Source organism: Clostridium lacusfryxellense (genome assembly GCF_018861735.1).
In the GTDB taxonomy this organism is placed as follows: domain Bacteria; phylum Bacillota; class Clostridia; order Clostridiales; family Clostridiaceae; genus Clostridium_AD; species Clostridium_AD lacusfryxellense.
The window spans coordinates 1-26049 of sequence record NZ_JAHLEB010000065.1; the positions used below are offsets into that span (position 1 = coordinate 1).

The window sequence follows — 26049 nt, forward strand, 5'->3', positions numbered from 1 at the left end:
TCCGCATTACATTTTTTCAAGGGTTCTTTGAGTACTCTTTTTTTTGCACTTTTTGGAGGTTTTCCCAAAAGTTATCCACAATTTTTATTTTAGCATTTCACAAGCCCCTATATGTATTGTAAATGTAAGCCTTCTAACGTAATTATCTACAATCTAGAACAACAATATATATGTACGATTATACCATATTTTCCATAAATCAAGTATATCTACAATATTAAACCCCACATCTAATGATATGGGGTTACTCTCGCGATATATATGCAAACTCTATCTTAACTTTGTTATTATTGAGTTATTTTAATACTTTGAATAAATTCAGCATTTATAAGTTCGTTACCTTTTTTAGTCTCAATCTCAATCCAATTTTCGTTTACATCAATTATTTTCCCAATTACATTTGTACCAAATGACCCTGTTGATATTCTACATGTTTTTCCTATATACTTTTTAATTACCTCATTCGTCATAATTATTAACCCCTTCCTCTTCTTTCTTTTTAGAATTGCTGACTTTTGCATTTCACGTTGTTGCGGTAAAATAATAAAAAACAGTATAATTAATGGCATATATATAGCGATCCACGATGAACTCACTTAAACACCCCCTAATATTATATTTCAAATATTATATCTATTATATCTTTACTATAACAGCTTTTCAATTATCTCAGCTCTTTTATATGCCTCATCTGTTATTTTTTTTGGATAACACATGTACTCTAAAAGTTTAATGGCATTTCTTGTTTGAGAAATACCTTTCTTTATTTTGTAGTCAAAGCTTAATCCCTTTTCTCTATCCACTTTTTCACTAAAGTAATAAAATTCATAATTTTCTTTTAAAATATCCACTAAGTCTTTATCATGAGTAGCTACAATAGAAATACTTTTCCCGTTATTTATATATGTTAATATTCCCGCCGACATAGAAATTCTCTCTATAGGGTTTGTCCCCCTAAACAGCTCATCTATTGGACAAAATACTGGCGCGTCCTTTTCTAGAGCTTTAATTATTCGAAGAACTGATTCTACTTCTGCCATAAAGAAACTTTTTCCCTTTGTTAAATCATCACTGGGGCTAATGGATGAAACTATATTGAAGAAAGGTGCATTGTATTCTTTAGCTAAAACAAGATAGAAGCTTTGGGCCAAAATTATATTTACTCCTAGCATTCTTAAGAAAGTTGACTTTCCAGACATATTTGTTCCCGTAAGTACAATACCTCCATTTTCTATGTTAATTGAGTTTCCAATGGCATTCTCTATAAGAGGATGTATTCCGCCCACTATATTTAAAGAAATATTCTTTGTAAACTTTGGCTTTACACACTGCTCAGTTAAATAGTGTTTATAACCTGAAATAGAAATTAATGCTTCTAATTCTCCTACGGTATAATAAAGGTCAATCAAAACTTGTTTTTCCTCTTTTATTTTATCAGATATAGAATAATAAGCAGTTTCTTCTAGAAGAAAAAGCACGGAAAGAGGTTCAAACAATCCAGCCCACATGTTTATAAAACCGATTAATCTTGTACCTCTATCTATGCCCTTTATGGGTTTAAGTAAACAAATTATTTTTTCCTTATAGTAATTAATATCTTTATTATCTATACTCACAATCCTTTTAGCTGCCACAATATTTTTTCTTAAATAAAATATACCATTAGTCTTAATAGTCCTTACTTCTCTTTTATTTATTTCAATATTAATATAACTTAGTACAAAAAGTGCTATCATAAATTTCATATTTATAAATATTGCAAGAAGAGTTATTATTAATGGTATTATTTTACCCATAAAAGTATAAATGTAATATTTAGTTTTATTTATTTTAAGATCATTCTCAATCATATCTAAAAAACCATTTTTAAAATCATTGTTCAAATTAAAGAAAATACATTGAAGACGCTCCCTTAACCTACTATCCTCATTAAATAACTTGATTAAACTCCCTCTTTCTTTTACCTTCACTTCCTCCATTAGTGGATTTCTTAACATTGAGTATAGTGCTGCTTCTCCAGAACTGCTATAGGTCCTATCCAACTTCTCATATACCTTATTCATATCTAAATCATCCCATGTTTGATTATCCAATGTATAGTCAGTTTTTGGACTCATATTAAAAAACTTTCTAATCTTTTTAAAGTCTCGTGCCTTATCAAAATCTTTGTTATTATCATTTCTTATTAATCTCAAAACCCTTTTGCTTAAAAATTTATTTAGGGTATTTAAAATCATTTTCCCTATATTCAATTTTATCTTCACCTTTCGTACCACGTCTGCACATTTGATATTACAATTGTACCATAATATGGGGTTTTTTCATAAAAAACGCCCTATTATTTACTTGATACTTGGAATGAAATTAAATAATACCAACACAAAAACATTCACATTATTAAGCAATAAATAAAGCCTTAATTGCCACAATTACTAGCAATTAAAGCTTGTTATTTTAGAACTGCACACACTATTGTCTTTGCATTAGAAAATTCATAACTGCATGTATATAGCGTTATAATTTTACTGTAATCATTGTTTTTAATTATTTTATCATACATAGATTTTCCCTTTAAAAATTTAATATAATTTTCATAGTCCTTGTCTGTTTTAAAATCAATACTTAAATTATCCTGTTTCTCATTTAATACAAAAACTGAAAAAACTTCATAATTATATTCTTTTTTGTTTTTTACAATTTTTATAACACCTTTTTCAAACTCATTAGCTTTCTTATACTTATTTATCTCATTAAACATACTACCATCTTTCATATGGTGTCCATAGAAAATTGTATTTCTGTCTGTTTCTATTTTATTTCTATAATCAATAAAAATAGCACCAGCTATGCTCTTTTCTTTGTTAAAATTATTGTGCAAATAAAATTCATTGTCGCTTCCTTGTACCACGGGGTAATCTATATCAGTGTTTGGAATGTTAATCCATAGTTTATAGTCTGAATTTATTTTTTTCAGTTTATCCTCTTTTAAATTTAACTCTTTATTATTATTATGCTCATCTGTTTTTTTAGTAACATTTACTCCTACTGTTGGTTTAATTTCTTTAACCTCAGAATATCTTTTACTATCTTTATAATATTGGAATTGTTTATAACCAATCTGAGCACAAGTAACTATAGCCATTATAATGAGAAATGTATTTATTAGTTTTATTGTTTTTTCATTCATATTTTTCTTCTTAGAGCGCTTTTTAATTTATCACTAGTTAATAACTCTGAAGCTATAAATGATACAAGCGGTACTGTTAAAATAACTGCTATAGTTCCTGATAATCCCTGCATAATCTCAATTCCAATTGAATACATATTGATTATTTGATTGTATTTCATGCTATAGACATATATTAAAATCAAAGTATTAAGAGCTCCTCCTGTGTATGCTAATATAAGTGTATTTGCATTTGCTCCCATTATATCTCGTCCAACATTCATCCCTGAAGAAAAAAGTTCCTTCCTTGATAAATTAGGATTTGTATTATAGACTTCATTTATTGAAGATGCTACTGATATACTGACATCCATAACTGCACCTAATGACGCTATTAGTATTCCTGCAAAAAGAATTCCACCAACCTTTAAGTTTGTATTATTAGCGACAAACACTAATTCCTCAACTGCTGATACATTATATCCATTTATGTGTGCTAAGCACCCAAAACCTGTAGCAACTCCACCTGCAATCATTACTCCAATTACAGTACCTAAAATTGATGCTAATGTTTTTATACTAAACCCACCAATTAAATAAATAATAACAACAGTAATAATTATATCTACAATAACTGCAGATAAAAATGGAGAATAACCCTTATATAACATTGGTATGAATAAAAATATAATACAAATAAAAGTAAACACAATTCCTAGTGCTGATTTAAAGCCTTTTTTCCCACCAACAGCCCAAATTATTAAAAGAAATAAAGCAACAAATGCATATATAATAGGCGCCCTATAATAACTATAGACTGAGACTACAGAAATTTCACCCGATGTACTTGTCGATACTATAACTTTCATATTTTCCTTGCAATCTGCTCCATAAAGATATCCTGATGTGCTAGTAGCATCCAGCGCTTTCCCTTTAAGCTCTCCCGTTAAGATTCTAACTTTTACCTTTTGACTTCCAATACGCGAACCATCTGATTGTACATTGTCGCGTGCAACCTCTTGAACTACTGCCTTTTCATATCCAGTTCCATTTTGATTAGTCAATTGAATTCTATCAATGTTATTAAACGAACGTAAAAACATAAAAAAGCCAATACATATTAGTAGAATAATTATTCTCCGAAAGACTACCGATTTATCACTAAATAATTTTGTTAACATAATATTAGTAACTTTTACGTTTATTTATATAAGCTATTCCTACTAAAGATATGGTTAGAATAACTACAGTGCTAGCGCTATTATTGTCTCCGGCCTTTACACTTCCAATACCAGCAGATGAATTTGTTTCATTTTTAGGCTCTACCATTGGAGTCACCGCTGGTATTGATGGTGCTGCTTGTGTTGGTGTCGTTGGTGTTGCTGCTACCGGTGTTGATGGTGTTATATCCTTAGTAGTTTTTATAATTGAGTAGGTATTATCGATTTTCTCATTTGTATCTGTTCTATAAGTATTTATAGTAAATTTTGTATCATTAATTTCTATATTAGAATAAGTTGGCACATCTTCCTGCCATCTTGCTGCAATATACGATTGTTTGTGTGGAACTAAATCATAGTATTTACTACCCGATCCAGAGTTTGCAGTCATATATAAAATACCTTGTGGATTTGTAACACTTCCACTGCTATTTGAAATATCCTGCATTGCATTAGTATCTTCAATACTTGATAGATAATTATTATACTTTGAATCAATCGGAGTTTTTCCGTCTATATAATCATCATATTCATCATTAGTTATAGCTTTAGACGTATCTTGTACTCCACCTTTTAATATTAATGATCTAGAGTATGTGTGATCATGCCCAGTAAGAACAGCATCTATTTTATTTTTCTCAAAGATCGGTAATAGTTGATATCTCAAATTAATAATATCAGGTTCGTTAGAATGTTCTCCTGACCCATATATATCTTGGTGAATTGTTGCTATACGCCATTTTGCATTTGGGTTTGACTTAATAGCTTGTTCAACAACTTTTTGATGCTCTGCCATATTAGTGTTATTAGTATTTAACATAATAAATAATGCATTACCATAGGAGTAAAAGTAATCCCCACCTGCTGGTGTAAGTCCTAAATTGGATGTATTAGGGTTATTAAAATGAAGTGAATAGTTAGTGTTAGGAGAATCATGGTTACCAATAGCTGTTGAAACGGGTAATGATTTTAATGCCTTAGCACTCAAGTATCCTGCATATTCTATTTCATTTCCAGTGTATACTGGGTTTTTCTTATCACTTGATTGAATTTGATCTCCTGCTGATAATACGAAACTTGTATTAGGATGTGATTTGAGCGCTGTATCTAAAGTATTATTCCAGTTAAAACTATCATTTCTTACTGCATTATCTTGACCTTGCTCTGCACTTGCACCTTTAGCTGTATTAGAGCTTGAAGAGCCTATCTGAGGGTCTCCAACATATAAGAAATTAAAACTTTTTGTACTCTGAGTTTTATATATTGTAGCACTTGTCCAATTACCTGCTACTTGATAGCTGTAGTAGTATGTAGTATTCTCTTTTAGATTCGTTACTGTAGCCTTATTTGATTTGTAGCCACTAGCAGCAGGCGTAACTACTACTCCTAACTCTTTTGCATCATTCATATCTTTATTATTTCCTATTTTTAATTTTGGTGTTGTTTCAGTCTCCTTTGAATACCATGCAAAATTTAGCTCTGTCGCATTTTTACCAGTTGTTAATGACATTTGTATAGGATCACTTTTAATCGTTTCCCAGTCAGCGCACCATTGTGTCCATTTGCCATCCTTTGCGGACTGCGTTTGACTAGCATCAGTCCAACCATCATTATCCGATGCAAATACTGAAACACCCGTTGTAGTTAGTACTGCTGCAACTAATATAGCAGCTATTGCATTTTTTCTTAACTTTAGCATTGTTAATACCCCCTTATAATTACTCATATTAAACCATAATTGGTTACTTATCCTTTGCTATCTGTCTCAATATTATACCTATTACGTTATAGAAATGTAATGATTATGTTAACCTTGTGTTACTTTAATAGGGAGTATGTTACTATAAACTTTATACGATATAACTTATAGAAGCCTCAGGTAAATATATTTGAATGTACTGCCTAATAACTTCCTCGGCAGGATTTCTATATTCATTACGATATGTATACTTTCCTGGTCCTTTTGGTCTCATTTTAACCTTATCAAGTAAATTTACTGCTTTTGGCATACTTTCTGTATTAATAAAAAAATTAGCTGAACCATAGGTCATAAATATTACCTCTATAAATAATTGATTTTTAAGTTTAAATAATAAAGTCTCCTTGACTTCCTTAAACATATTCTCATACATTCCTTGCCAGCCTTCTTCCAAAATTATTGGGGCAATATTAAGTCCTACTTTATATCCAGCTTCAAACATTTTATTTGCTGCAATAATCCTCTCTTTTAAACTACTTGTTCCAAATTCAACTTTTGTTATAATTTCTTGTGGGTTAATGGAAATACGCATTTGCGTGTGTCCATTGTGCTTAGCAGTTAATAAATCGTCCACAGCATCAAACTTTGTTGAAAAGGTAGCTGTCGCATTTTCTAGCTTTCCAAACTCCTCAATTGCCCATCTTAAATTTCCCGTTATAGTATTTTCAAGAACCATATCCGAATTACTACCTAATTCATATACCTTATGTTCACCTATTTTAACAATTGTCTTCTTTACTTTGTTCATTATTTCATCTCTATTCATATATATTCTAAGATAAGAGTTAGTGTTGAAATGACAAACTAAATAACAATACAGACAGGTCGCTGTACAACCACTAGAGGTAAAAGGAACAATAAAATCTGCACTTTTATCATTGCATGTTAGTTTTATAGTCTTTCTGGTTCCTAATATAAGGTATTTTTTCATTTTAGTATATTCTTTATTAGGTAGGTGTCTTAATTCTTCAATTTTATGATGGGCTTCTATAGAGATAAGTGGAATATTTAGTTTTTCATATCTCTCTAATATATCCTTACCTTGTTCATATTTTTTTACTTCTTCCTCATAATAAACTCGCATTGGTATAAATGGTCTCATTATAGCACTCCTTCTTATATGTAATATTTACTTTAGTCTTATATTATTTAAGATTATTTATACGTATTTATGTAACAAATCAGGACGATAATAACGTTTCCGTAATTGATGGGGTAACAAATACGGTGATTGCTACAGTACCAGTAGGACTTCGTCCATTTTCAATAGGAATTAATCTTTAGATTGGCTTTGGAGCGACAGAATCAACTGAACAAGAAAAAAGATAGCAAAACCTTATTATAAAGTTTTGCTATCTTTTTTCTTGTTAGTAGTGTAAATCACTCAGTGTGTTTTGATATATATTTTATTTATCACCAATATTAGTAATCGATGTATCATAAGGTTTTAATTCAAATGTTTGTTTTCCAAATTCCGTATCAACAGTAGTTGATTGCGTTTGATCGCTGTTATTGATTACAACCAATGTTTTACTTTCTGGGTAATAAGCACACTCTGTATATAAATTATCTGTTATATATTTTGTTTCATCTAACTCATTACCAGCAAAACGAATTATATTAAGAAGCAATCGTGTATTTTCCAAACTTAATTCAAAAGAAGGCATGTAAATACCTTTTCCTTTACCAAATGTATTAGATGTAAGTGCTGGCATACCGTTAGATTCATCAAGTACTGTAGCTGATCCATTTGTAAGATAAATGCTATTTCTTGCTTTTATAATAGCCCCTTCTGGTACCAACCCAGTTGCTGCATCAACACTAAATTCCCATCTTCCATGACTTACCTTAGCGCCTGTATCTTCATCAATACCCAGAACATGTGACATTCTGAAGAAGTTATCGTAACCTTCAATTGCTGAAGGTTGATTGATTCCAATAAAAGTACCACCTTTATATACCCATTCAGTTAGTAAATCCACACATTTATTGTCATTCCAATGTTCTCCACCACTCCATGCTGAATTAGCAGAACCCGCATTGATGACCACATCAATATCTTTTAATCTTCCGTTGCGTATATCTTCAAAATCAATGAACTGAACTTCGACTGGTAATCCCGCTAAGGCCTCATTGACATTCATCAAATCATGTTTAAAAGTTTCATGAAAATGCCCGGATAATGTCCAAGACCTCAATTTGCCCCAGCTGTGAAGTATTGCTGCCTTTGTCTTAATTTCATAAGGTTTGCCTTTATGATGTAGTTCTTTAATTTCTCTGAATTCATTTGAAATCTTTTCAATGTAATCGCAAAAATCTGGATAAGATTCTACCAGGTGCAAATATCCACCCAAACCAATTCGCTCAATAGGCTCACGTAATAGAGCACGACGAATATTAATCCAATATTTTTTAGCATCTAGTGTCGGGTTTCCACCTTCCATAAAAGTTGGTGCCCCACCTAAACCAATTGGGAACAAGTATGGATGTAACCTAATCTCATGGGTATCAACTTTTACCCCAGAGCAAAGCCTTGCCTCAAAACCTGAAAACACGCATTTGATCATACCATCAAATCCAAACTCATTAAAGCGGTCATTGTAAGGCTCAATACCAACCCAGCTATCATCATAAAACACATATGCCAGCTTGCCATATTGATGTACCATGTCAATTAATTTTTTTCCAAATTCTATTACAAAGTCATTAATAAATGCCATCCAATCTTTCTTACGCTGCGGGCAAGGCATATGGCTTACATTATATTTCCCAGCATTTACAAAATCCTCAGCAGTCATAGCATATCCATATTTCTTAGCAAAAATATCAAGTGCTCTTGAACTTACAGTAAAATCGTATGAACCCCAGTCAGAGAAAAGATATCTATTTCTTTCATTGCTACCCCAAATCCAAGCAAAATTATAAAACATGGATGTAAATCTAACAACAGTTGTTTCCTTATGACTTATAAGCCAGTTATTCATCCAATCAAGTAAGTACTTTTGCGTTTCTTCGTAGATTGGATCTATTTGCATCAAATGCTCTTTTTCCCAATTATTCGCTGTATGATTGTACATGGATATCTCTTCCCATATACGATATACCATGAAACTTACTGTATATTTATGCCAGGTCGTAATCCCAGTGATAACCACATTTCCTGACTCCCTATCATAATGCCACAATTCTCTTTGAACTTCTTTCCCAGTAGTACGATCATAAACTTGCCAATACTTGATTGCCTCTTTTGAGTCATTCACTCTAAATTGATTTGCAAAAAAATCTTCCATGATATATATGGATAAATAATCTTGAACAGCTACCTTTGGATTCGTAATCAAAAAGCACTGCTGTAGTTTATCAAGGTTTTTTGATGCCCACTCGTTATGATCTCTAATGATACAAACTGTAGAATAAATTCCGTATCCTGCATTAATGATTTCCTCTGATAATTGGGTTCCATCACTATCACGGATGACATCAGCCCCCCACTTCTGCGCTAACTTTAGTGTTAACGCTTCATAGCCAGCTTCTCCTGGCATTGTAAAACTACTACCCTTCACCTCATTTGTCATATATTAAACCTCCTCTTTAAGCATATCGGAAAGAAAAGTAAGTGCCAGTCCTTGACCCCAGCCTTGTGACCATCCTTTTGGAATATTACAATATCCTTCTCTATCTTTCATGACAGCTGTGCCACCTGATACATTTAGTGCTCGCCCATCTTCGCTAATGTTTTTTAAGATACCTTCTAATGATTTTTGAACATATTTTGTATGTAGTGGATTATTGTTATTAATCATAGCAGCAGCAATACCACAAGATGCAGATACTTCTTCATATGAATCCTCATCATTTATTACAGTTCGCCATAAACCATTCTCAGTTTGAACAACCTTAAGCGATGCTAACTGATCTCGAAGTGCACACTCAACATCCATACACTGAGGATATAAGTACCACTCCTTCAAAAGTGATTTAACTTGTGACATAGTATACACTGCCCAGGCATTAGCTCTCCCCCAGAAAAATCCTGACATATTGCTTTTATTAACATTATCGTAACCATGATACCAAAAACCTGTACTAGGGTCTTGCAAATATTTAATATGCCAGTAGTATTGATTTAAGGCATCCTTAATAATATCCTGATCATTCAATTTACTTCCTACTCGAAGCAAGAAAAATACCGCCATAAACAATGTATCTGCCCATGCCTGTTCTGGGAAGTCATTTGCAGAGGATACTGTATGCTGCAAAACATTGTCTCCAAATCTAAGAGCATGGTTACGAATATAATCCACTTTGCTCATAACAATATCCCAGTATTTTTGATCACCTGTTTCTTCATATAGTGTTATAAGCATATGACCCATAGCACATGTATTAACAGTCCAATGCGGCAAACCAAGCTCAATATATTCGTCAGTCCATTTTATAAGCATATCTAAATACTCTTTATTTCCTGTTATTTTATAAGCCCTGCATACACCATAATAAGCAACCCCGCATGGCCAATCCCATGTCAAATCCATTGTCATTGTTTTTCTAACGACTTTGTCGATTACTTTTAATATTTCTTCTTTGTCATAATTTAGCTTTAACATATTTCACCCCTTTTAATATTTACTAAGTTCGCAAAAGCGCTTCAATTGTATTGGTTTACATTTATATTTCTTCTAGTAGTTCTATTATAAGCAACAATAGACTTTAAATCTAATCACATTCATTATAAAACTATGCAATTTCGACCATTTATTGGTTTAATTTCGCATTTACTTCATATATAATGAGCTCAAATAAAACTACAAGGGGTGCCACATATGTCCAGGAAAAAAAAGATCATCATCGAATATCGCCACTATAGTTTGCCAATAAACTTCCCTGTTTTACTATTAAGTGGTGATCGTTGGAAAATATCTGACATTAAAAGTGAACATCTCCATTTCCATGACTGCTTAGAAATTGGTATATGTCATTCTCATAGTGGTTTCATGGAAATTGAAGGAAATTCTGTACCCTTTAAAGCAGGTGATGTTACCTGTGTGCCTAGATTTCTTCCCCATACCACATACAGTTCGCAAGGTTCAGCCAGCCTTTGGTCCTATATCTTTTTTTCACCAAATGAACTCTTTAAAAATTTATTTAGGAGTCCTGATAATAGTTTTGAGAGGCCAATGCCTAATATGAAAATCTCAAACTATATTCTAAGCAAGGAAAAGTATCCAAAGGTTTATAACCTTGTATCGATTATTGTAGATGAGTTAAATCAGAGAAATCCTTTTTTTCGAGAAAGTGCTCGAGGTTTATTATTGTCCCTTTATATAGAGCTTCTTAGAATCTACTCAAAGAATGAGAAATTGGCATATCAAATGGCATATCAGAGCCAGGAAGGCACTTTTGTCATCTCTGAGGTTTTAGAGTACATCTATAAAAACTATATGTCGTCTATTACCATAGATTTTTTAGCTGACCTTTGTCATTTAAGCACAACTCATTTTAGAAGAATATTTCATGAAATCATGGGCGCATCCCCTCTAGAGTTTATAAACAGTACTCGAATTGAAGAAGCTTGCAAGTTGCTAAGAAGCACAGAAGATTCAATTCTTTCTATCTCTGAACAAGTAGGTTTTCATTCCATTTCAAGCTTCAATAGATGCTTCGCAAAGCTTATAGGCGAGTCACCAAGAGCATGGTGCACGCGAATGTTACAATCTGAGTATCAATCAGCGAAAGCCTCTATTCTTGAATTTACTGGATGGCTTTAATATATGGAATAACAAAATATCATTTTTGTGTACGCTACCCCCTATATGCTATAATATGTATAAGATTACAAATAACAATCCATATGTTTTTTAGAGTAATATTTGACGTAATATGTAATCCTTTAAAAGGAGATAATTAATGAGCGATATAGTTGTGAATACGAATAACTTACAAAAAAGCTTCAATAAAAAAATAGTGGTTGAGAATTTATGTTTAAGGATACCTAAAGGCTGTATATTTGGACTTTTGGGCCCAAATGGAGTTGGTAAAACTACAACTATTCGTATGCTACTTGGTTTAATTTACCCAGACAATGGAAGTATAGAAATCTTCGGGAAAGATTTTGATATTGTTGAGTTCAGCAATGGCAACGGCAGCAATCCAAATGATTGTGTTAGAAATATTTTCATCAAAATGGATAAGCTTATTTATAGCTTTTTTCCTTGGAGTACTATCACAAGATACATATTTAAATTCTATATTTGGCAATTTTAATCCTTATTCATTTGCTGATTATAGTTTTAGAGCAAATTGGAATCAAACTTTGTCTATACTGGCTATTTCATGTTCATTTATTATTGTTGGACTATTAATTTCTACTTTAATATTTAACAGGAAGAACATCTATAGATAGTGAAAGGGGAAAACTATGCTAAGAGCTGAATTGTATAAATATTTAAAAAATCATTTGTTTAGTATAACCTTAATTATGCCAATTATTTTGGTAGTATGTATGATATATTTAGCACCTACATTAAATTATTCAAATACTTCCGATAAGGGATTGTTAATATATGTTTTTTCCCGTAATTTTTTTTATACTATTATGGTTCCCTTATACATTATTATAACTTGTAGGATTGTTGGAGAAATGGAGCATAAAAATAATAACTGGACACTTTTGATGAGTATGCCACTTAAAAAAAGTAAGATATACTTCACTAAGATGTTTACTTTGACGCTAATGGTATTGATACATTACTTAGGTTACTTAATGGGAATATTGTTAGTTAAGGTTGTTTCAAACAATTTTCCAATTGCTTTTGAAAGTATTTTATTAGATTTATTGTTATCATTTTTATGCACCTTTGCAATAATATCCTTTTTTTATATTTTCTCATTAGAAAATATACCATTAATAGTTTATTTGGGTATAGGAATTGTCATGTTACTATCTGGATTTTTATCATCACAATCAGAACATCTATGGGTATATAATCCCTTGAGTTATCCTTTTGTAGTTCCATCACTATCAACTGGGGTAAGTAAATTCATTTTTGTTGGTGCTTTCCTTTCTATACTATTTCACTTAATTGGCTTTATACGTTTTAGGAAAAAAGAATGGGTTTAGTATAAAACCCATTCTTTTTCTAATTTTTAATTATAGCATCCTTATTACTTCCAAAAAACATCTGCTCCCATAATCCTTCTTTTTCAAAAGTTTCCTTGTTTCCCTTTTCTACAACTGTTAACTTAACTTTTCCAGTGCATCTTATATAAGTAGGATTGATCCCCATAGCTTTAGCGATAGAGGTCTTATTTTGTGAAGTTCCGTTTATATCAAGCATATTAAAAGCTAAAATATCATGTTCTCTATTAAATTCTATTTGGTATTTGACTTCATTATCCACTTGCTGAATAAAGGTCAAATTATTATCAATAAATTTTTTAGTTATTGGATGATGCTGAGTTTCTAATCTTTTAATTTCTGTTTTTTCTTCATTGTCATCTAATATAACTCCATCTTTAGCTAACATTATAACTGGTAATCTAGTATATCCATATTTCTTCTGCGTAATAATATCACATGCAATTATTGTATAAGGACCAATATTAGCGCGGCACCAATACCAATGATTCATGAGTTTTCTTATATGGACATTACCCCAGTTGTGGTCATGATATCCATTGCCATTTAACTCAAAGGTTTCTCCGCACACTTTTAAAGTTGCACTAATATCAGCAGATGGTAATGCAACAATCCATGCAAAATAATATTCATTATTTTTCCCAAAACACCAATGTCCTGTTCCAGGACGCCACATTGGTAATTTGGGTTTCATTACACAAGTATATTCAACATCACCATCTGTGAAATGTATTAAATAATTTCCATTTGAATATTTGATACTACTTTGTGCAATATTTACATCACATTTATCCCTTGAAGCACGAATGGTTTGTCCTCGGCCTTCATAAATATATTTTACTATGTTTTTTCCATTTGGAAAAGTTATATCAAGTGATGCAGTTGGATTTGAAATGCCTCTTACATCAAATCCATTCTTAGTATAAAATATAACAATTACACTAGTACCATCAGAATACTGGGCATCAAAATACCACCATTCGTATGTACCCCTACCACCACTAGTCCTCATTCCATCTTCCCATATCGCAGGTTCTTTACTTATACCTAACTGCTTATATGAGTTATTACTTTTATCTAAAAACGCTTTTTTATTCATAGCTCTCCTGCTTTTAGTTTCTGATTTTCCTTTTCTATTTTATGATAATTTAAATCCTAGCTGCTCATGTTCTATCTTCTTAAATTCTAATTGCTCTGATAACACCTGACTTCTTACTTCCATCACTACTGTCTGTTGCTTGTCACCAATAAGTTTTTGACCTAATATATAATTCACATCAAATCTTCCAGATATAGCAGGTGTAGCACCACGAGCTGGAACAATTAGTTGAACATTATTTATTTTTAAGAACTCAAATATAGGTTCCCAAATATATATGTCTTTGGCTGCACCAAAAGGATTATCTATAAATATTGTTTTCCTTAATTTATTATTATCAGCATTAAACGAATTTATATTTTTAATATAATTTATTATGGATATTAAAAATTGAATATATATTCCTTGTGACTGACCAGTACTACCAACCGCCTGCTCATATTCCAGTGTCTTGCTCTGCTGCGCTATCTGCTCTCTTTTATAAAGCTTTAGAACTATTTTATTCATATCTGTTACAATAACAGAAAATAGCCTTTTAAGTGCTAATTGATTTTTAATATATTTAATTTTCTCTATCGCATCATCCATATTATCAACATTTTTTATTGTCTCTTCTATGTATAATGACATTTGGAACTTTTGTTGTTCCTCCTTAACATAAGGTAATTGCAAACTAACCATTTGTATTATCTCATTATTTAGATTTAATCTTGATAACCTAGGCAGCCTATCAAGCTCTGTTTTCACATCTCTACACCGTTGGAGGCATTGATTTTGAAAATTTTCTTTGATTTGCTCCATGTCTTTAATATCATTTTCTATTTTTCCTTTTTGAAGAGATATAAGCTCTTTTATATTTTCTAGATTTTCTACAAGTACCTTGCACTGCGTAATTAACTCTGGAGCATTTATGCTTCTTGAAAATTCTTCTGCTAGCTCAAAAGCTCCCATTTCTTTAAGAGTTTTTATGTTTTTTTCTTTATTAATGTCGAAATTCATTTTACTATTTATTTCTTTAGTGCAAACTTTATCAAAGTCTTTTTCTAAATTTTCATAATAGCTTTTTATAGCTTTAGTATCATTAATATCATTAATATCGTTAAGCATATCATTTGTTTTGTCTTTAGAAATATTACTAGACCTTAAAACTACTTCTACATTAACTATAATAGCTTTTAATTTCTCAATTGATTTATTAATATTGCTTTGTAATTTTAAATTTTCTTGTTTTTTCAAATCAAGTTTTTTTCTTTTGTTAATATTGTCCTCTTCAAATTGTTTAAATTTAAACACTTCTATTTCAATAGCAACATATTCACCAAAATGCTCAGAGAAACTAACTTCTAATAATTCAATCTTTCCGGCAATTTTGCTTTTAGCTAAAATGTACTTTTGCATAACTTTATTAATTTCTTCAAGCTGGCTTTTCAAGGTTTTGAGTTTTTCTTTTAACTTACTTAATTCTTCCTGATTTGTTACAGAAATCTCATTTTTATTTTTAAGTTCATAAAGCTTATCTAAAGAATATTCTCTATTATTAATCTCTTCCTTGCATTTATCCATACTGATTTGATAATTTTGTAAAAGTTGATCTTTGTCATTTATATCCGAATTTTTTTCTTCTAATGCTATTTTGCTTCCTCTGAATTTTGCTTCTAAATCATCGTCGGATATACTTAACTCCTCATATTTATCTTCCTTATAATATGTTTTATACATTCGATTCCACTCATCATTTATTAAATCTATTTCTTGCTTTAATCCGCCTTTTACCTCAAGTTCATTGTCTTGACTCTTTTGAAACTCAGTTATTTGGTTTTCAATTTCCATATATTTAGAATTTAAAGATTTTAAACTTTCTACGAAATCTTGAAGTGTTTTTTCTTCTAAATCTAAGTTTTCTAAATTAATCTTCAATTCTCTTATAACTATTAAGTCTCCATCCAAAATAGTTATCTTTTCTTCTAGTTCTGAGTTTTCTAAATTGATACTTTTCATCTGGATATTAACTCCATCTATAGCTTTACTGCTGGCTATCCTTTCATTTTCTAAGGATGTTTTTTCAAGACTTAAAATAGACCGTTGCTCAATTACATCATCTATTTTATTGTCATAAATAAACTTAAACTGCCTAATATATGTATTATCTATTTTTAGTGTTTCTTCGTTTCTTTTAAGAAGATCAAGATTATTTCTTATATCTGATATTTGTTTTTCTATTTTATCTTTTTCCTCTTTTATTTTTTCTATATTTATAAATTTAGACCTATCTTTTACAGCAAAATCTAAACCACTGATATTAAAATCTAGTCCGTTTTTAATAGTTTCTAAGCAAATAATTGGAATAACATAATTACCAAAATCACTATCTTTAAATTTATCATCCACAATAAGTTTGTTAAAATTATATGTCACTATAACGCTGTATGGTAAAAAAGGTATCTTTTTTAAAAGGGCTTCTTTTTCCTGCATTGAGCGCCCTTGAAGATATTCTATACCCAAAATTCCATCTTCATTATAATTTTTATTGATATATTCTTTTACTTTTAATATCTCTTTGGTTGTAATCATAGGTTTATCCTGATCTAACTGAGTAAAATAATCTAATGATTGTTGTAATTCTCTCTCCTGAGCTAGTATTAATCCCAAAAGCTCTTTATATTTAATTTCTAGGCTCTTACTTAAGGTTAAAACATCTCCAGCTTCATAAACCTCTAATAATTTATTAGACTTAATTCTATCTATATCATATTGCTCTGTAAAATCATTATATTCTACTATTTTCGCTTGAATTGAATTTATCGCAACTTCCGCTTTGGCAATATTAATTTTATAATTGCTATTTTTCTCCGTTAAAGAATCTACTATATATTTATTAACTTTTATTTTTTCTAAGTTTTCCAATCTATCCGCTTGGAACCTATTAATATCAACATCTATATCTCCTATAATCATTATATTCAGCTGATTTCTAAGAAGTTTAACCCTTTTGTTTAACAAATTAAGTTTCTCTTTTGATTGCAATATGTTACTTTCACAAACAGCTATATTATTATCAATATTTCTTTCTTTAATTGTAGATTCGGATACCTTATCTTTAAGTTCATTAACTTTAATTGAAGATATGCTTAAATTATTATTTAACTCTTTAAGTTTAATTTCATTTCTTATTTTTTTATTATAGGCTAATATATTTAAGTCCGCTGTTAGAGTCTCGTTGGCTTTAAAAATATTATCAACTACCTCTTTTATTTCAGAATGTTTGCTTTTATTCCCTAAATAATCCACAAAATAATTTTTAACTTGTCTTAGGTTAATCTCATTATCCACAATGTTAACATTTAATTTTGCATTTTCAAATTTGGTTTGTGAACTTTCAAGTTCCCCTTGTGTAGTACACTCCTCATTTTTCATGATTTGAAGTTTTATAGTTTGAATGTTTTTTTCTACTTTCTTATCTTCTTCTTTAATACTCGTTGTTTGTCCCTCTATTAAATTAAGTTCTTCATATCTTTTTTTAACATTGCTTTCAAGAGTATTGTAGGTTTTTACAATAGATGTTTCTATTATATCCTTTTCTTCATAGACATTAACAAGTGAATTTGTCCTAATAATAAAGTCGTTAACAACCTCTGCCTGTCTATCAAATTTTGAAATTTCACTTTTATTTTTGGATAACTCTATGATTTTGTCCTTAATATCCAAAAGGTTTTTCGCCATTTCTTCCTCATCGTCTACCTTACTGGTTTTAGCCATGAAAGCTTTTTGAATAATCTTTTCTATAAGTAAATCCTCGACGACCTTTCTTGATGTCCTATAATTTTGCTCAAAGTAACCTCTTACATGGCCCTCTGTTTTATTTATTCCCCTAATAATTTCCCATTCACTCTCATATAAACCATGTTCACTAATAAACCTTTGATATTCGCCTTTTCTATTCTCAAAGACATCAGGAACAAGGACGAAAGAATTATCATTTTGAAGTCCTCTTAATAGTTTTTTTAGACCATTATAAGTTACTCTTTCAATATTGTCTTGAAGTGATAAATTATTTATATCATTTTCATTATATGAATTATAAAACAAACAATAATTAAAATAATCAAAAGCTGCTGTATCCTTTTTATTCTCACTATTTCCAGAAGTTTCTATACCTTTTCTAGCACAAAAACCTGTGACCATATACTTGTAACCAGATTTATCTCCATCATCTAATCGCCATTCAATAAGTGAGTGAATAACAGTGCTAGAGTCTTTACCCCTAAAGAGTTTTTCTATAGGCTGCTTTTCATCTAAATGACAATTTGGTATAAGGTTCTGAAGCAGCAATAACATTAGAAGACTTTTACCTCCACCATTTGCAAGATCATACAAAGTATTGCTACAAGAAAGTTCCATTTTAAAATCATCATATGTTTGGGACCCATTATTATATTTAACATTATTTACCCGTATCCTGTTAATTTGCGGCATTAATTAAGCCCCCCTTCTGACATTATCTCATAGAGCCTTCCTCTGAAATCTTCAAAATAGTTTTCTATAAGTGCCTTAAATCTTCCACTCGCATAATAGCGTTCCTCTACTTCAATAAAAAGATTCTGTTCCTTTAGAAAATTAAAAACAATTTTTATATACCCAAGCTTTGAACTTTTATATGCCCTGGCATTTACCGATAAATCAGTTGAATGAGTTAACGGAAGTTCATCCCATAAAAGAGCTATGGCATTAAAGCTGTTCTCCTCAAGTTCATTTTTAACTACTACATCTAATTTATTAATAATACTTGAAAGCGTACCATCAACACTCCTGAGCACATCCTCCGATTTTATAAATTCTTGTAATGTATAACTAGAAGCATCTTTATAAAATAGTGTAATAATATTATAAATAATAAAATAGCACATATATAATTCTTTATTAACCCTAAGGCCTAGCATCTTCCTTAATTCTTCATTAGTATATCCAAAAACCTTATTATTTTCACCAGCTGTAATGTATAAAGCACTCTTATATTGATATAATGTTAAATTAAGTTTTTCTATCATGCTGCCAAATATATTATACATTTCCATATTTGAATTATATTCCTCATATAAGTCTTTATTTTCTTTGCTACTTACATTCTCTCCAGTAATCAGCTTTGAAAACAGCTCCAGAGCTTTCTCCATATTCCAGTTATCCAATCTATTCAACCCTTTCAAATTTTATATTCGTGATTTTAAATAAAGATGATATTTCTATTACATCCTCAGGTATTGGTATTACATTAAACTTAATATCTATAAACTCACTTAGATTTTCAGGCGTTAATATATCTATAATTATTTTATCAAAGATAGTTTTCTCGTCCTCCTTAAGTTTAGATATATCATAATAACTTTTTTGTGCGATATGGAGTATAAAAGAATAATAATCTCCATTTTTTAAGATATCTCCTTTAAACTTACCTGCTAAATACAAATTAAAATCTCTTAGTGTAAATTGTCCCTTCTCCAAAATGAATTTCATTAAGAGCTTCATAAATATTATAAAATTCTCAGCTATTCTTTCATCTTCTATATCATCTGGTGAGATATACTCTGTTTCCTCAACCACCATAACTTCTTCTATATCTTCTTCATTATTGGGCCTGTAAGTTAAAAGTTCATCTGTATTTTTTAAATTAAAAGTCTTACTAAACTTTATCTTTAATAATGGATTCATAAGATAAGATAGCAAATCAGTATTATCTAAAAGGAGTGCTTTATCGAATGCAGTTTTAAAATCAAAAGACATTCTAAGTTTATTTAAAGTAACCCTTTTAATAATTTCATCCGATTGTATCTTAAGGTCAGTAGAAGAGTTTAGTAGTGCGCTATGCTTTGAAATAGCCCGTTTAATTTCTGTTTCTAGATTATATATGTATTCCCTGTTTTTCAAGAAATCCTCTTGCATATCATGACCTTCATTTTCCTCAATTCTCACAAGGGCTAATTCTATTAATTTCTTATTTTTTTCAAACAGGCCTTGTTCCTCATCAAACCACTTCATGCTGCTAGTAAAAAGTTCCTGTGAAGCTTTTATACCCTGGGCAACATTGTAACTTAAAATGTTCAAAATCTCATTTTTTCGTAACATTAGTTTACTAACTTCATTATTAATTCTTTTTACAACTTCAATACCACCTTTAAAATTTTTAGACTCAATCATTTTAGACAGTAGTATTTGTTGAATGCTTATTTTACTCTCATCTTTTATTTCCTTTGTATCAAGATAAAACTCAATACCCTCAGAGGTTATGTAATAAAAAATCGTATTATCTTCTATTTTAGATTCAATTAACTTGATCCTAGAAGACATCTGTTTCCTTTGGGCAGGGTCAAAATAATTATACGAAAACGGCTTTCCATCATTTGTAATTTTATCAAAAATATAATTTACAAGTAAACTGTTCTCTTTTTCATCCAGAAACAAATCATAATCGCGTTTTAGAATTTCTGTAATAAAATCAGATAATTTCTCAAAAGAAACCCCTATGTCATTAAAATTATTCTCTTCTATAAATAACCTTAAAGTTGCTATCACTATATAACCCATATCAATAAAATTATATTTGCCTTCCTTAAATAGGTCTAGAGATATTTCCCTTATCTTAAAAAAAGGATAATACCTTTTTAGGTTTTGCATTCTTTCATTGTGTTCACTTTTTATCTCTTTCATATAATCATATATTTCATTAACCATAAAGCACTTCCTTCCACTATACACCCTAACATTATAACACGGCACGTCGACGAAAAAACTGCTGATAATTAATCAGCAGTTCCTTTATTTTATAATCTAATTTTCTAATAATAAAACTTACTCCATATCTTCTGTAATTTTTATTATTTCATCAATTATATTTCCTATATGCTCTATAGTTTCTAATAGCGGTTTTTCTGTTGTTATATCTACTCCTGCCATTTTAGCAAGTTCTATTGGAGTCTTGGTTCCTCCTGCTTTTAATACTTTTCTCCAGTCATCCACTGCCGGCTTTCCTTCTTTTATAATTCTGTTACTTACCTGAGTAGCTATTGTAAGTCCGGCACTATAAGTATATGGATAAAGTCCCATATAATAATGTGGCTGCCTCATCCATGTAAGTTCTGCACCATCAACGATTTTCACAGAATCTCCCCAGAATTTTTCAAGCACACCTTTTTTTATTTCATTAAGATTTGTGGCTTGAACACTTCCACCAGCATCTATTATTTTATAAACTTCTCTTTGATATGCGGCCTCTAATAAATGAGTAACAAAGTTATGATAATAAGTACGGCTAATCATAGAAGATAAGACCCATCTCTTAAATCTAGGCTCATCATTTGTTTTCATAAGATAATTTGACATAAGCATTTCATTCATAGTAGATGGTGCTTCAACAAAATATAAAGAAGGATCTGCATTAAAAACATTCTGATTTTCATTAATTAATTTAAAATGACCTGCATGGCCTAATTCATGGGCAAGTACAAAAACCTCTTTCATTTTCTCTGACCAGGATATTAAAATTAATGAATGACTACCATATGGAGTTGCACAAAAGGCACCAGTTGATTTTCCTTTATTTACAGCGAAATCAATCCATTTTTCATCATAAGCTTTTTTTACCATTTCCACATAATCTTCACCTAATACTGATAATGCTCCCTCAACATATTTTTTCGATTCCTCAACAGATATGCTTGGCTCATAAGTCGGATCTACTTCAAGCTTTAAATCTGCAAAGGTCATTTCATCAATTTTATGAATTTTCCCAAGAAGTTTCGCATATTTTCTCATATGGGGTGCTAACTTCTCCATGATTATATCTATTTGTCTATCATATAATTCCCTCTCTACCTGCTGTGGAAATAATAGGCTGTCTATAACAGAATCAAATCCTCTAAGTGTTGCCAATGTTTTTTCCTTTTGAACATGAGTCTGGTAGAGTGATGCTACTGTATTTTTATATTCTCTGAGTTTTGAAGAAAACGCTTCAAAAGCCGCTCTTCTAATTTTAGTATCAGTCTCATACTCCCATCCATCTTCAAAAAGCACATAACTAAGAGGATATTCAGTTCCATCTACAATAAAATTTTCAAAGTCCATATCCGCTAATTTAGTTGTATCATATGTGGAATAAGATGAATCCAGTGTTCCTGATAAAGCAGATAACACTTTTTCTACTTCCGGGTGTAATGAATGTTTCTTAAATCTTTTTATCTCTTTTAAATAATGGCTGTTTTCTTTAGACATCTTAATTGCTTCATCTATTATTTTTTCATCTACTTCATTAATTTCACTTGCTACAAAACTTAGTCTACTATCTAAATTGGCTAATATATTAATAGACTTCATATATCTAGCTTGATTTTCCTGATTAGATTGATCTGTAGAAACTTTAAGACTTGCATAATTCTCTACAAGACTTTCACTTTCTAGTACCACCCTCATTTTATCCAAACATTCATTTATAGTACTAGCGTTATTCAATTTTTCTTTATATTTATTTTCCATTTCTAAGGTAAGTTCTTCTAACCCCTGTAAAGCTAAATTATACAATTCCTCTGTTTTGTACAGTGAAGATAAATCCCAGGTAAGCGACTTATCTACATCCTTTCTTTCTTTTAATGCTGTTTTCATTACAACTCCTCCTTTAATTCTATTTTACTATTTCCATTACATCTCTCCTCATGCTTTGAGGGAATTCTTTATTATGGGTTCATACTGATATAATACCATATTTTGTGATTTATTTATTTAAAACATTTATAAATGCCACTATATCGCATGCAAATTGTTGCATTTTGGGTTATACTGTATGAAAATATAGGAATTATTTAATATGAAATCAATTAATAAAAACGAAGGAGTGATTTGACATTTTTAAAAATAAAATTAGAATATGTTTAACAACGCTATTTATATTAATTTCTTTAATAATTGTTCCCTTTGTACCAATAACAAAATCTTCTATTCTAGAAGTTAACGCTGCTGAATCTTCTACATCATCCGATTCAATTATAATAGATGCTGGAGATTATAACTTGGACATAACGGGAATATCAGATACTTCAGTTCAATTTCAAAAAATGGTGGACTCTGTGCAAAGTGGCAGTACACTTATACTACCCAGTGGTATCTATAAATTCGATAAGAGCGTTACATTAAAAGACGGTATAAAATTAATTGCTGGAAATAACAATGTAACAATTAAAGGCATTGGCAATAACACCTTGTTTTGGACTGGTAATGATAACACCTTTGAGGGTATAGAATTTCAGAATTGCTCAACTGCAATAAACGTTTTATATAAAGAGGGTCTTAATGTAATTAGTTGTAGATTCATAAATAATATCACTTATGCGGCCATAAATCTTTATGGCGGGCGCAATTGCACTGTTAAAAATTCGAATTTTTACGATTTACACAAATTTGGAGTTTTGATTGATAAAGATAGCTCTAATATTACAATAGATAATAATAATTTTGAAAATGCTAAAGTTTTTGATGGCTTTAGTAGCCCACAACTAGGTAGTCATATTTATTGCATGAATGGAACAGATATTTCTGTTACAAACAATATCTTAAAAAACAGCGGCGGACACGGTGTAATCTTCGGTTATAATTCAACAACTGGTAAAGGTACCCGTAATTCGATAGTAAGCAATAATCAATTAGAAGGCAATGGTCAGGACGGCATTACAATCTATGGTGGAAATGATAAGCTTAGCGGCTCTAATTCTATTGTAGGTAATACCAGTAAAAATAATAGATTAAATCAAATTCAAGTAAGGCAGTCTGATAATAATGTTGTAAATAATAATACGGTAGCAGAATCTGCAACTGGTACTGGAGATTTTGGAGCAATATGTTTATTTAATACAACAGGAACAAGTGTTACAAGTAATACGATATTATCTTCACAAAACAATGGTATTTCTATAATTGCAGGTTCTTTAAATTGCAACGTATCATCTAATACTATTAGTGATACAAATAGAAAAAATGATGTTAATGCAGCAGAAAAAGGTAATGGAATATTACTTGACTGGTCTGGAGTAGCTGATCCTCAGTATATAACAATCGCTAATAATACAATTAGCTCAAGTAATGGAATTATAGCTAAAAGTGGTATTTACTCAACCTCCAATACCAATCATCATAACAAAGTAGATAATAACATAATAAATGATTACAAAATTGGACTTCATTTCTATGTTCGCATGACATGTGAGTCTGGATATGTAGATGGTAAGTATGTAAATACAACAGATACAGCTACTCCTATAGATGCGCAAAGCTATAGCTTGGATATAACTGGGCTTACAGATACCTCTACTCAATTTCAGAATATGATAAATTCGTACCCAAGTGGAAGTACAATTAAATTACCAAAGGGTATATATAAACTCTCAAGCTATGTTAGATTAAAAGATGGGACAAAATTAATTGCAGATAATAACGTTGTAATTCAAGGCAACGACGACAACACTTTATTTGCTACAGGTAATGATAATACTTTTACAGGCCTAGAGTTTCAAAAATGCTCTACAGCTATAAGTTCTTCATACAATAAAGGGGTAAGTATTACAGACTGTAGATTTACAAATAACATTAAATACGCAGCGATTAATGTTTATAGAGGGATCAATTGCTCTATAACTAATTCATATTTTAATAATATACTCAAGTATGGAATTAAAATAGATGGAGATAGTTCTGATTTTGATATATCAAACAATTTTTTTGATAATCCAGAGGTTTTTGGTGGATATGCTGACGCACAAATAAGTGCACATATTTACTGTTTAAATGGAGATGGAATAATGGTAACAAATAATACTTTGAAAAATAGCGGTGGTCAAGGTATAATATTTGGTTACAGTTCAGCATCTGGAAAAGGTACAACCAACTCCGAAGCGCGCGGTAATCACTGCGAAGGAAACGGCCAAGAAGGTATAACAATTTATGGTGGTAGCAATAAAGTTTCTAGTAACAATTCTATCATTTACAATACAAGTAAAAATAACAGATATAATCAAATAGAAGTATGGCAGTCTAATAATAACATTGTAAGTAACAATACAGTAGAAGAATCAATCAATGGTGTCGGTAGCATGGGGGCAATATGTCTTTTTGCTACAAGTGGAACAACTTGCTTTGAAAACGAAGTATTATCTGCACAAAATAATGGTATTAGTATAACCGCCGGAAGCTCGAATTGCATTATATCAAATAATGACATAGCAAATACAAATTTAAGAAACAATATAAGTACTGCGGAGGTCGGTAATGGAATATTACTTGACTGGTCTGGAGTTGCAGATCCCCAGTATATAACTATTGAAAATAATACAATTAGCTCAAGTATTGGAACCATAGCTAAAAGTGGGGTTTACTCAACCTCAAATACCAATCATCATAACAAAATAAATAATAACATAATAACGAGTTATAAATATGGAGTTCACTGGTATGCTCTAGATACTTGTGATAAATAGTTTAATTGTAATTATTATAGTGTATAACAAAGGGCATTCAACCATAAAATTGATATGATACCTCTAAAGTAGACAGTTTAAATATAAAAACTGATACTTTGGAGGTATTTTTAATGTCAAAACCTAAATGTCCTGCTGAACAAAAATTACAAGCTGTCGA

At 30.6% G+C, this 26049-nt stretch carries 18 protein-coding genes; 5 read left to right on the forward strand and 13 right to left on the reverse strand.

Annotated elements, in window-relative coordinates; translation table 11 throughout:
- Nucleotides 1–287: 287 nt before the first annotated feature.
- From KPL55_RS26145 to KPL55_RS22600, 6 genes are all read right to left on the reverse strand, one after another.
- Nucleotides 288–596: a DUF6897 domain-containing protein gene (locus KPL55_RS26145; RefSeq protein WP_312887371.1), complete on the reverse strand. Its 309-nt coding sequence runs from the start codon at nucleotides 594–596 to the stop codon at nucleotides 288–290.
- A 51-nt stretch (nucleotides 597–647) separates the two neighbouring features.
- The gene (locus tag KPL55_RS22580; RefSeq protein WP_216309033.1) at nucleotides 648–2237 is read right to left on the reverse strand and encodes a MutS-related protein; all 1590 of its coding nucleotides are present in this window, start codon (nucleotides 2235–2237) and stop codon (nucleotides 648–650) included.
- A 212-nt stretch (nucleotides 2238–2449) separates the two neighbouring features.
- Nucleotides 2450–3187, reverse strand: coding sequence for a class B sortase (gene srtB / locus KPL55_RS22585; RefSeq protein ID WP_216309018.1), 738 nt, complete (start codon nucleotides 3185–3187; stop codon nucleotides 2450–2452).
- Nucleotides 3184–4347, reverse strand: coding sequence for a YibE/F family protein (locus KPL55_RS22590; protein WP_216309019.1), 1164 nt, complete (start codon nucleotides 4345–4347; stop codon nucleotides 3184–3186). Before KPL55_RS22590 ends, srtB begins: the two co-directional genes overlap by 4 nt.
- Before the next feature lie 4 nt (nucleotides 4348–4351).
- A complete protein-coding gene (locus tag KPL55_RS22595; RefSeq protein ID WP_216309020.1) occupies nucleotides 4352–6085 on the reverse strand; it encodes a purple acid phosphatase family protein in 1734 nt (577 codons plus the stop codon).
- A 151-nt stretch (nucleotides 6086–6236) separates the two neighbouring features.
- Nucleotides 6237–7247, reverse strand: a complete 1011-nt coding sequence (locus tag KPL55_RS22600; RefSeq protein ID WP_216309021.1) for an SPL family radical SAM protein — start codon at nucleotides 7245–7247, stop codon at nucleotides 6237–6239.
- Between the two features lie 65 nt (nucleotides 7248–7312).
- Between KPL55_RS22600 and KPL55_RS26450 the strand changes: the two genes are divergently transcribed.
- Complete coding sequence (locus KPL55_RS26450) at nucleotides 7313–7429, forward strand: hypothetical protein (RefSeq protein WP_312887375.1); 117 nt, start codon at nucleotides 7313–7315, stop codon at nucleotides 7427–7429.
- Between the two features lie 122 nt (nucleotides 7430–7551).
- Here KPL55_RS26450 and gnpA read toward each other — a convergent pair whose 3' ends face one another.
- Together gnpA and KPL55_RS22615 are read right to left on the reverse strand one after the other, a co-directional pair.
- The gene (gnpA, locus tag KPL55_RS22610; protein ID WP_216309022.1) at nucleotides 7552–9720 is read right to left on the reverse strand and encodes a 1,3-beta-galactosyl-N-acetylhexosamine phosphorylase; all 2169 of its coding nucleotides are present in this window, start codon (nucleotides 9718–9720) and stop codon (nucleotides 7552–7554) included.
- A 3-nt stretch (nucleotides 9721–9723) separates the two neighbouring features.
- On the reverse strand, nucleotides 9724–10752 hold the full coding sequence (locus KPL55_RS22615) for a glycoside hydrolase family 88/105 protein (protein WP_216309023.1): 1029 nt from the start codon (nucleotides 10750–10752) through the stop codon (nucleotides 9724–9726).
- Nucleotides 10753–10968: 216 nt separating this feature from the next.
- Here KPL55_RS22615 and KPL55_RS22620 point away from each other — a divergent pair, with 216 nt between their 5' ends.
- The 3 genes from KPL55_RS22620 to KPL55_RS22630 all read left to right on the forward strand — a co-directional run bounded on the left by KPL55_RS22620 (nucleotide 10969) and on the right by KPL55_RS22630 (nucleotide 13265).
- A complete protein-coding gene (locus KPL55_RS22620; RefSeq protein WP_216309024.1) occupies nucleotides 10969–11913 on the forward strand; it encodes an AraC family transcriptional regulator in 945 nt (314 codons plus the stop codon).
- A 139-nt stretch (nucleotides 11914–12052) separates the two neighbouring features.
- Nucleotides 12053–12409 carry an ATP-binding cassette domain-containing protein gene (locus KPL55_RS26455; protein WP_281418903.1) on the forward strand — a complete coding sequence of 119 codons (357 nt, stop codon included), beginning with the start codon at nucleotides 12053–12055 and terminating at the stop codon, nucleotides 12407–12409.
- 154 nt (nucleotides 12410–12563) lie between these two features.
- Entirely contained in the window at nucleotides 12564–13265 is a 702-nt protein-coding gene (locus KPL55_RS22630; protein ID WP_216309025.1) for an ABC transporter permease, read from the forward strand.
- 19 nt (nucleotides 13266–13284) lie between these two features.
- Here KPL55_RS22630 and KPL55_RS22635 read toward each other — a convergent pair whose 3' ends face one another.
- The 5 genes from KPL55_RS22635 to pepF all read right to left on the reverse strand — a co-directional run bounded on the left by KPL55_RS22635 (nucleotide 13285) and on the right by pepF (nucleotide 23028).
- Nucleotides 13285–14382 carry a carotenoid 1,2-hydratase family protein gene (locus tag KPL55_RS22635; protein ID WP_216309026.1) on the reverse strand — a complete coding sequence of 366 codons (1098 nt, stop codon included), beginning with the start codon at nucleotides 14380–14382 and terminating at the stop codon, nucleotides 13285–13287.
- Between the two features lie 39 nt (nucleotides 14383–14421).
- Nucleotides 14422–18855: a rhoptry family protein gene (locus KPL55_RS22640; protein WP_216309027.1), complete on the reverse strand. Its 4434-nt coding sequence runs from the start codon at nucleotides 18853–18855 to the stop codon at nucleotides 14422–14424.
- Nucleotides 18855–19565 (reverse strand): DUF6063 family protein, encoded by a 711-nt coding sequence (locus KPL55_RS22645; protein ID WP_216309028.1) that lies wholly within the window; start codon nucleotides 19563–19565, stop codon nucleotides 18855–18857. The genes KPL55_RS22640 and KPL55_RS22645 overlap by 1 nt, the downstream gene beginning before the upstream one ends.
- A 1-nt stretch (nucleotide 19566) precedes the next feature.
- Nucleotides 19567–21105 carry a hypothetical protein gene (locus KPL55_RS22650; RefSeq protein ID WP_216309029.1) on the reverse strand — a complete coding sequence of 513 codons (1539 nt, stop codon included), beginning with the start codon at nucleotides 21103–21105 and terminating at the stop codon, nucleotides 19567–19569.
- A gap of 117 nt (nucleotides 21106–21222) precedes the next feature.
- The gene (gene pepF / locus KPL55_RS22655) at nucleotides 21223–23028 is read right to left on the reverse strand and encodes an oligoendopeptidase F (RefSeq protein ID WP_216309030.1); all 1806 of its coding nucleotides are present in this window, start codon (nucleotides 23026–23028) and stop codon (nucleotides 21223–21225) included.
- 404 nt (nucleotides 23029–23432) lie between these two features.
- On the opposite strand from pepF, the gene KPL55_RS22660 reads away from it, so the two are divergent.
- Nucleotides 23433–25889: a right-handed parallel beta-helix repeat-containing protein gene (locus KPL55_RS22660; RefSeq protein ID WP_216309031.1), complete on the forward strand. Its 2457-nt coding sequence runs from the start codon at nucleotides 23433–23435 to the stop codon at nucleotides 25887–25889.
- Nucleotides 25890–26049: the final 160 nt, after the last annotated feature.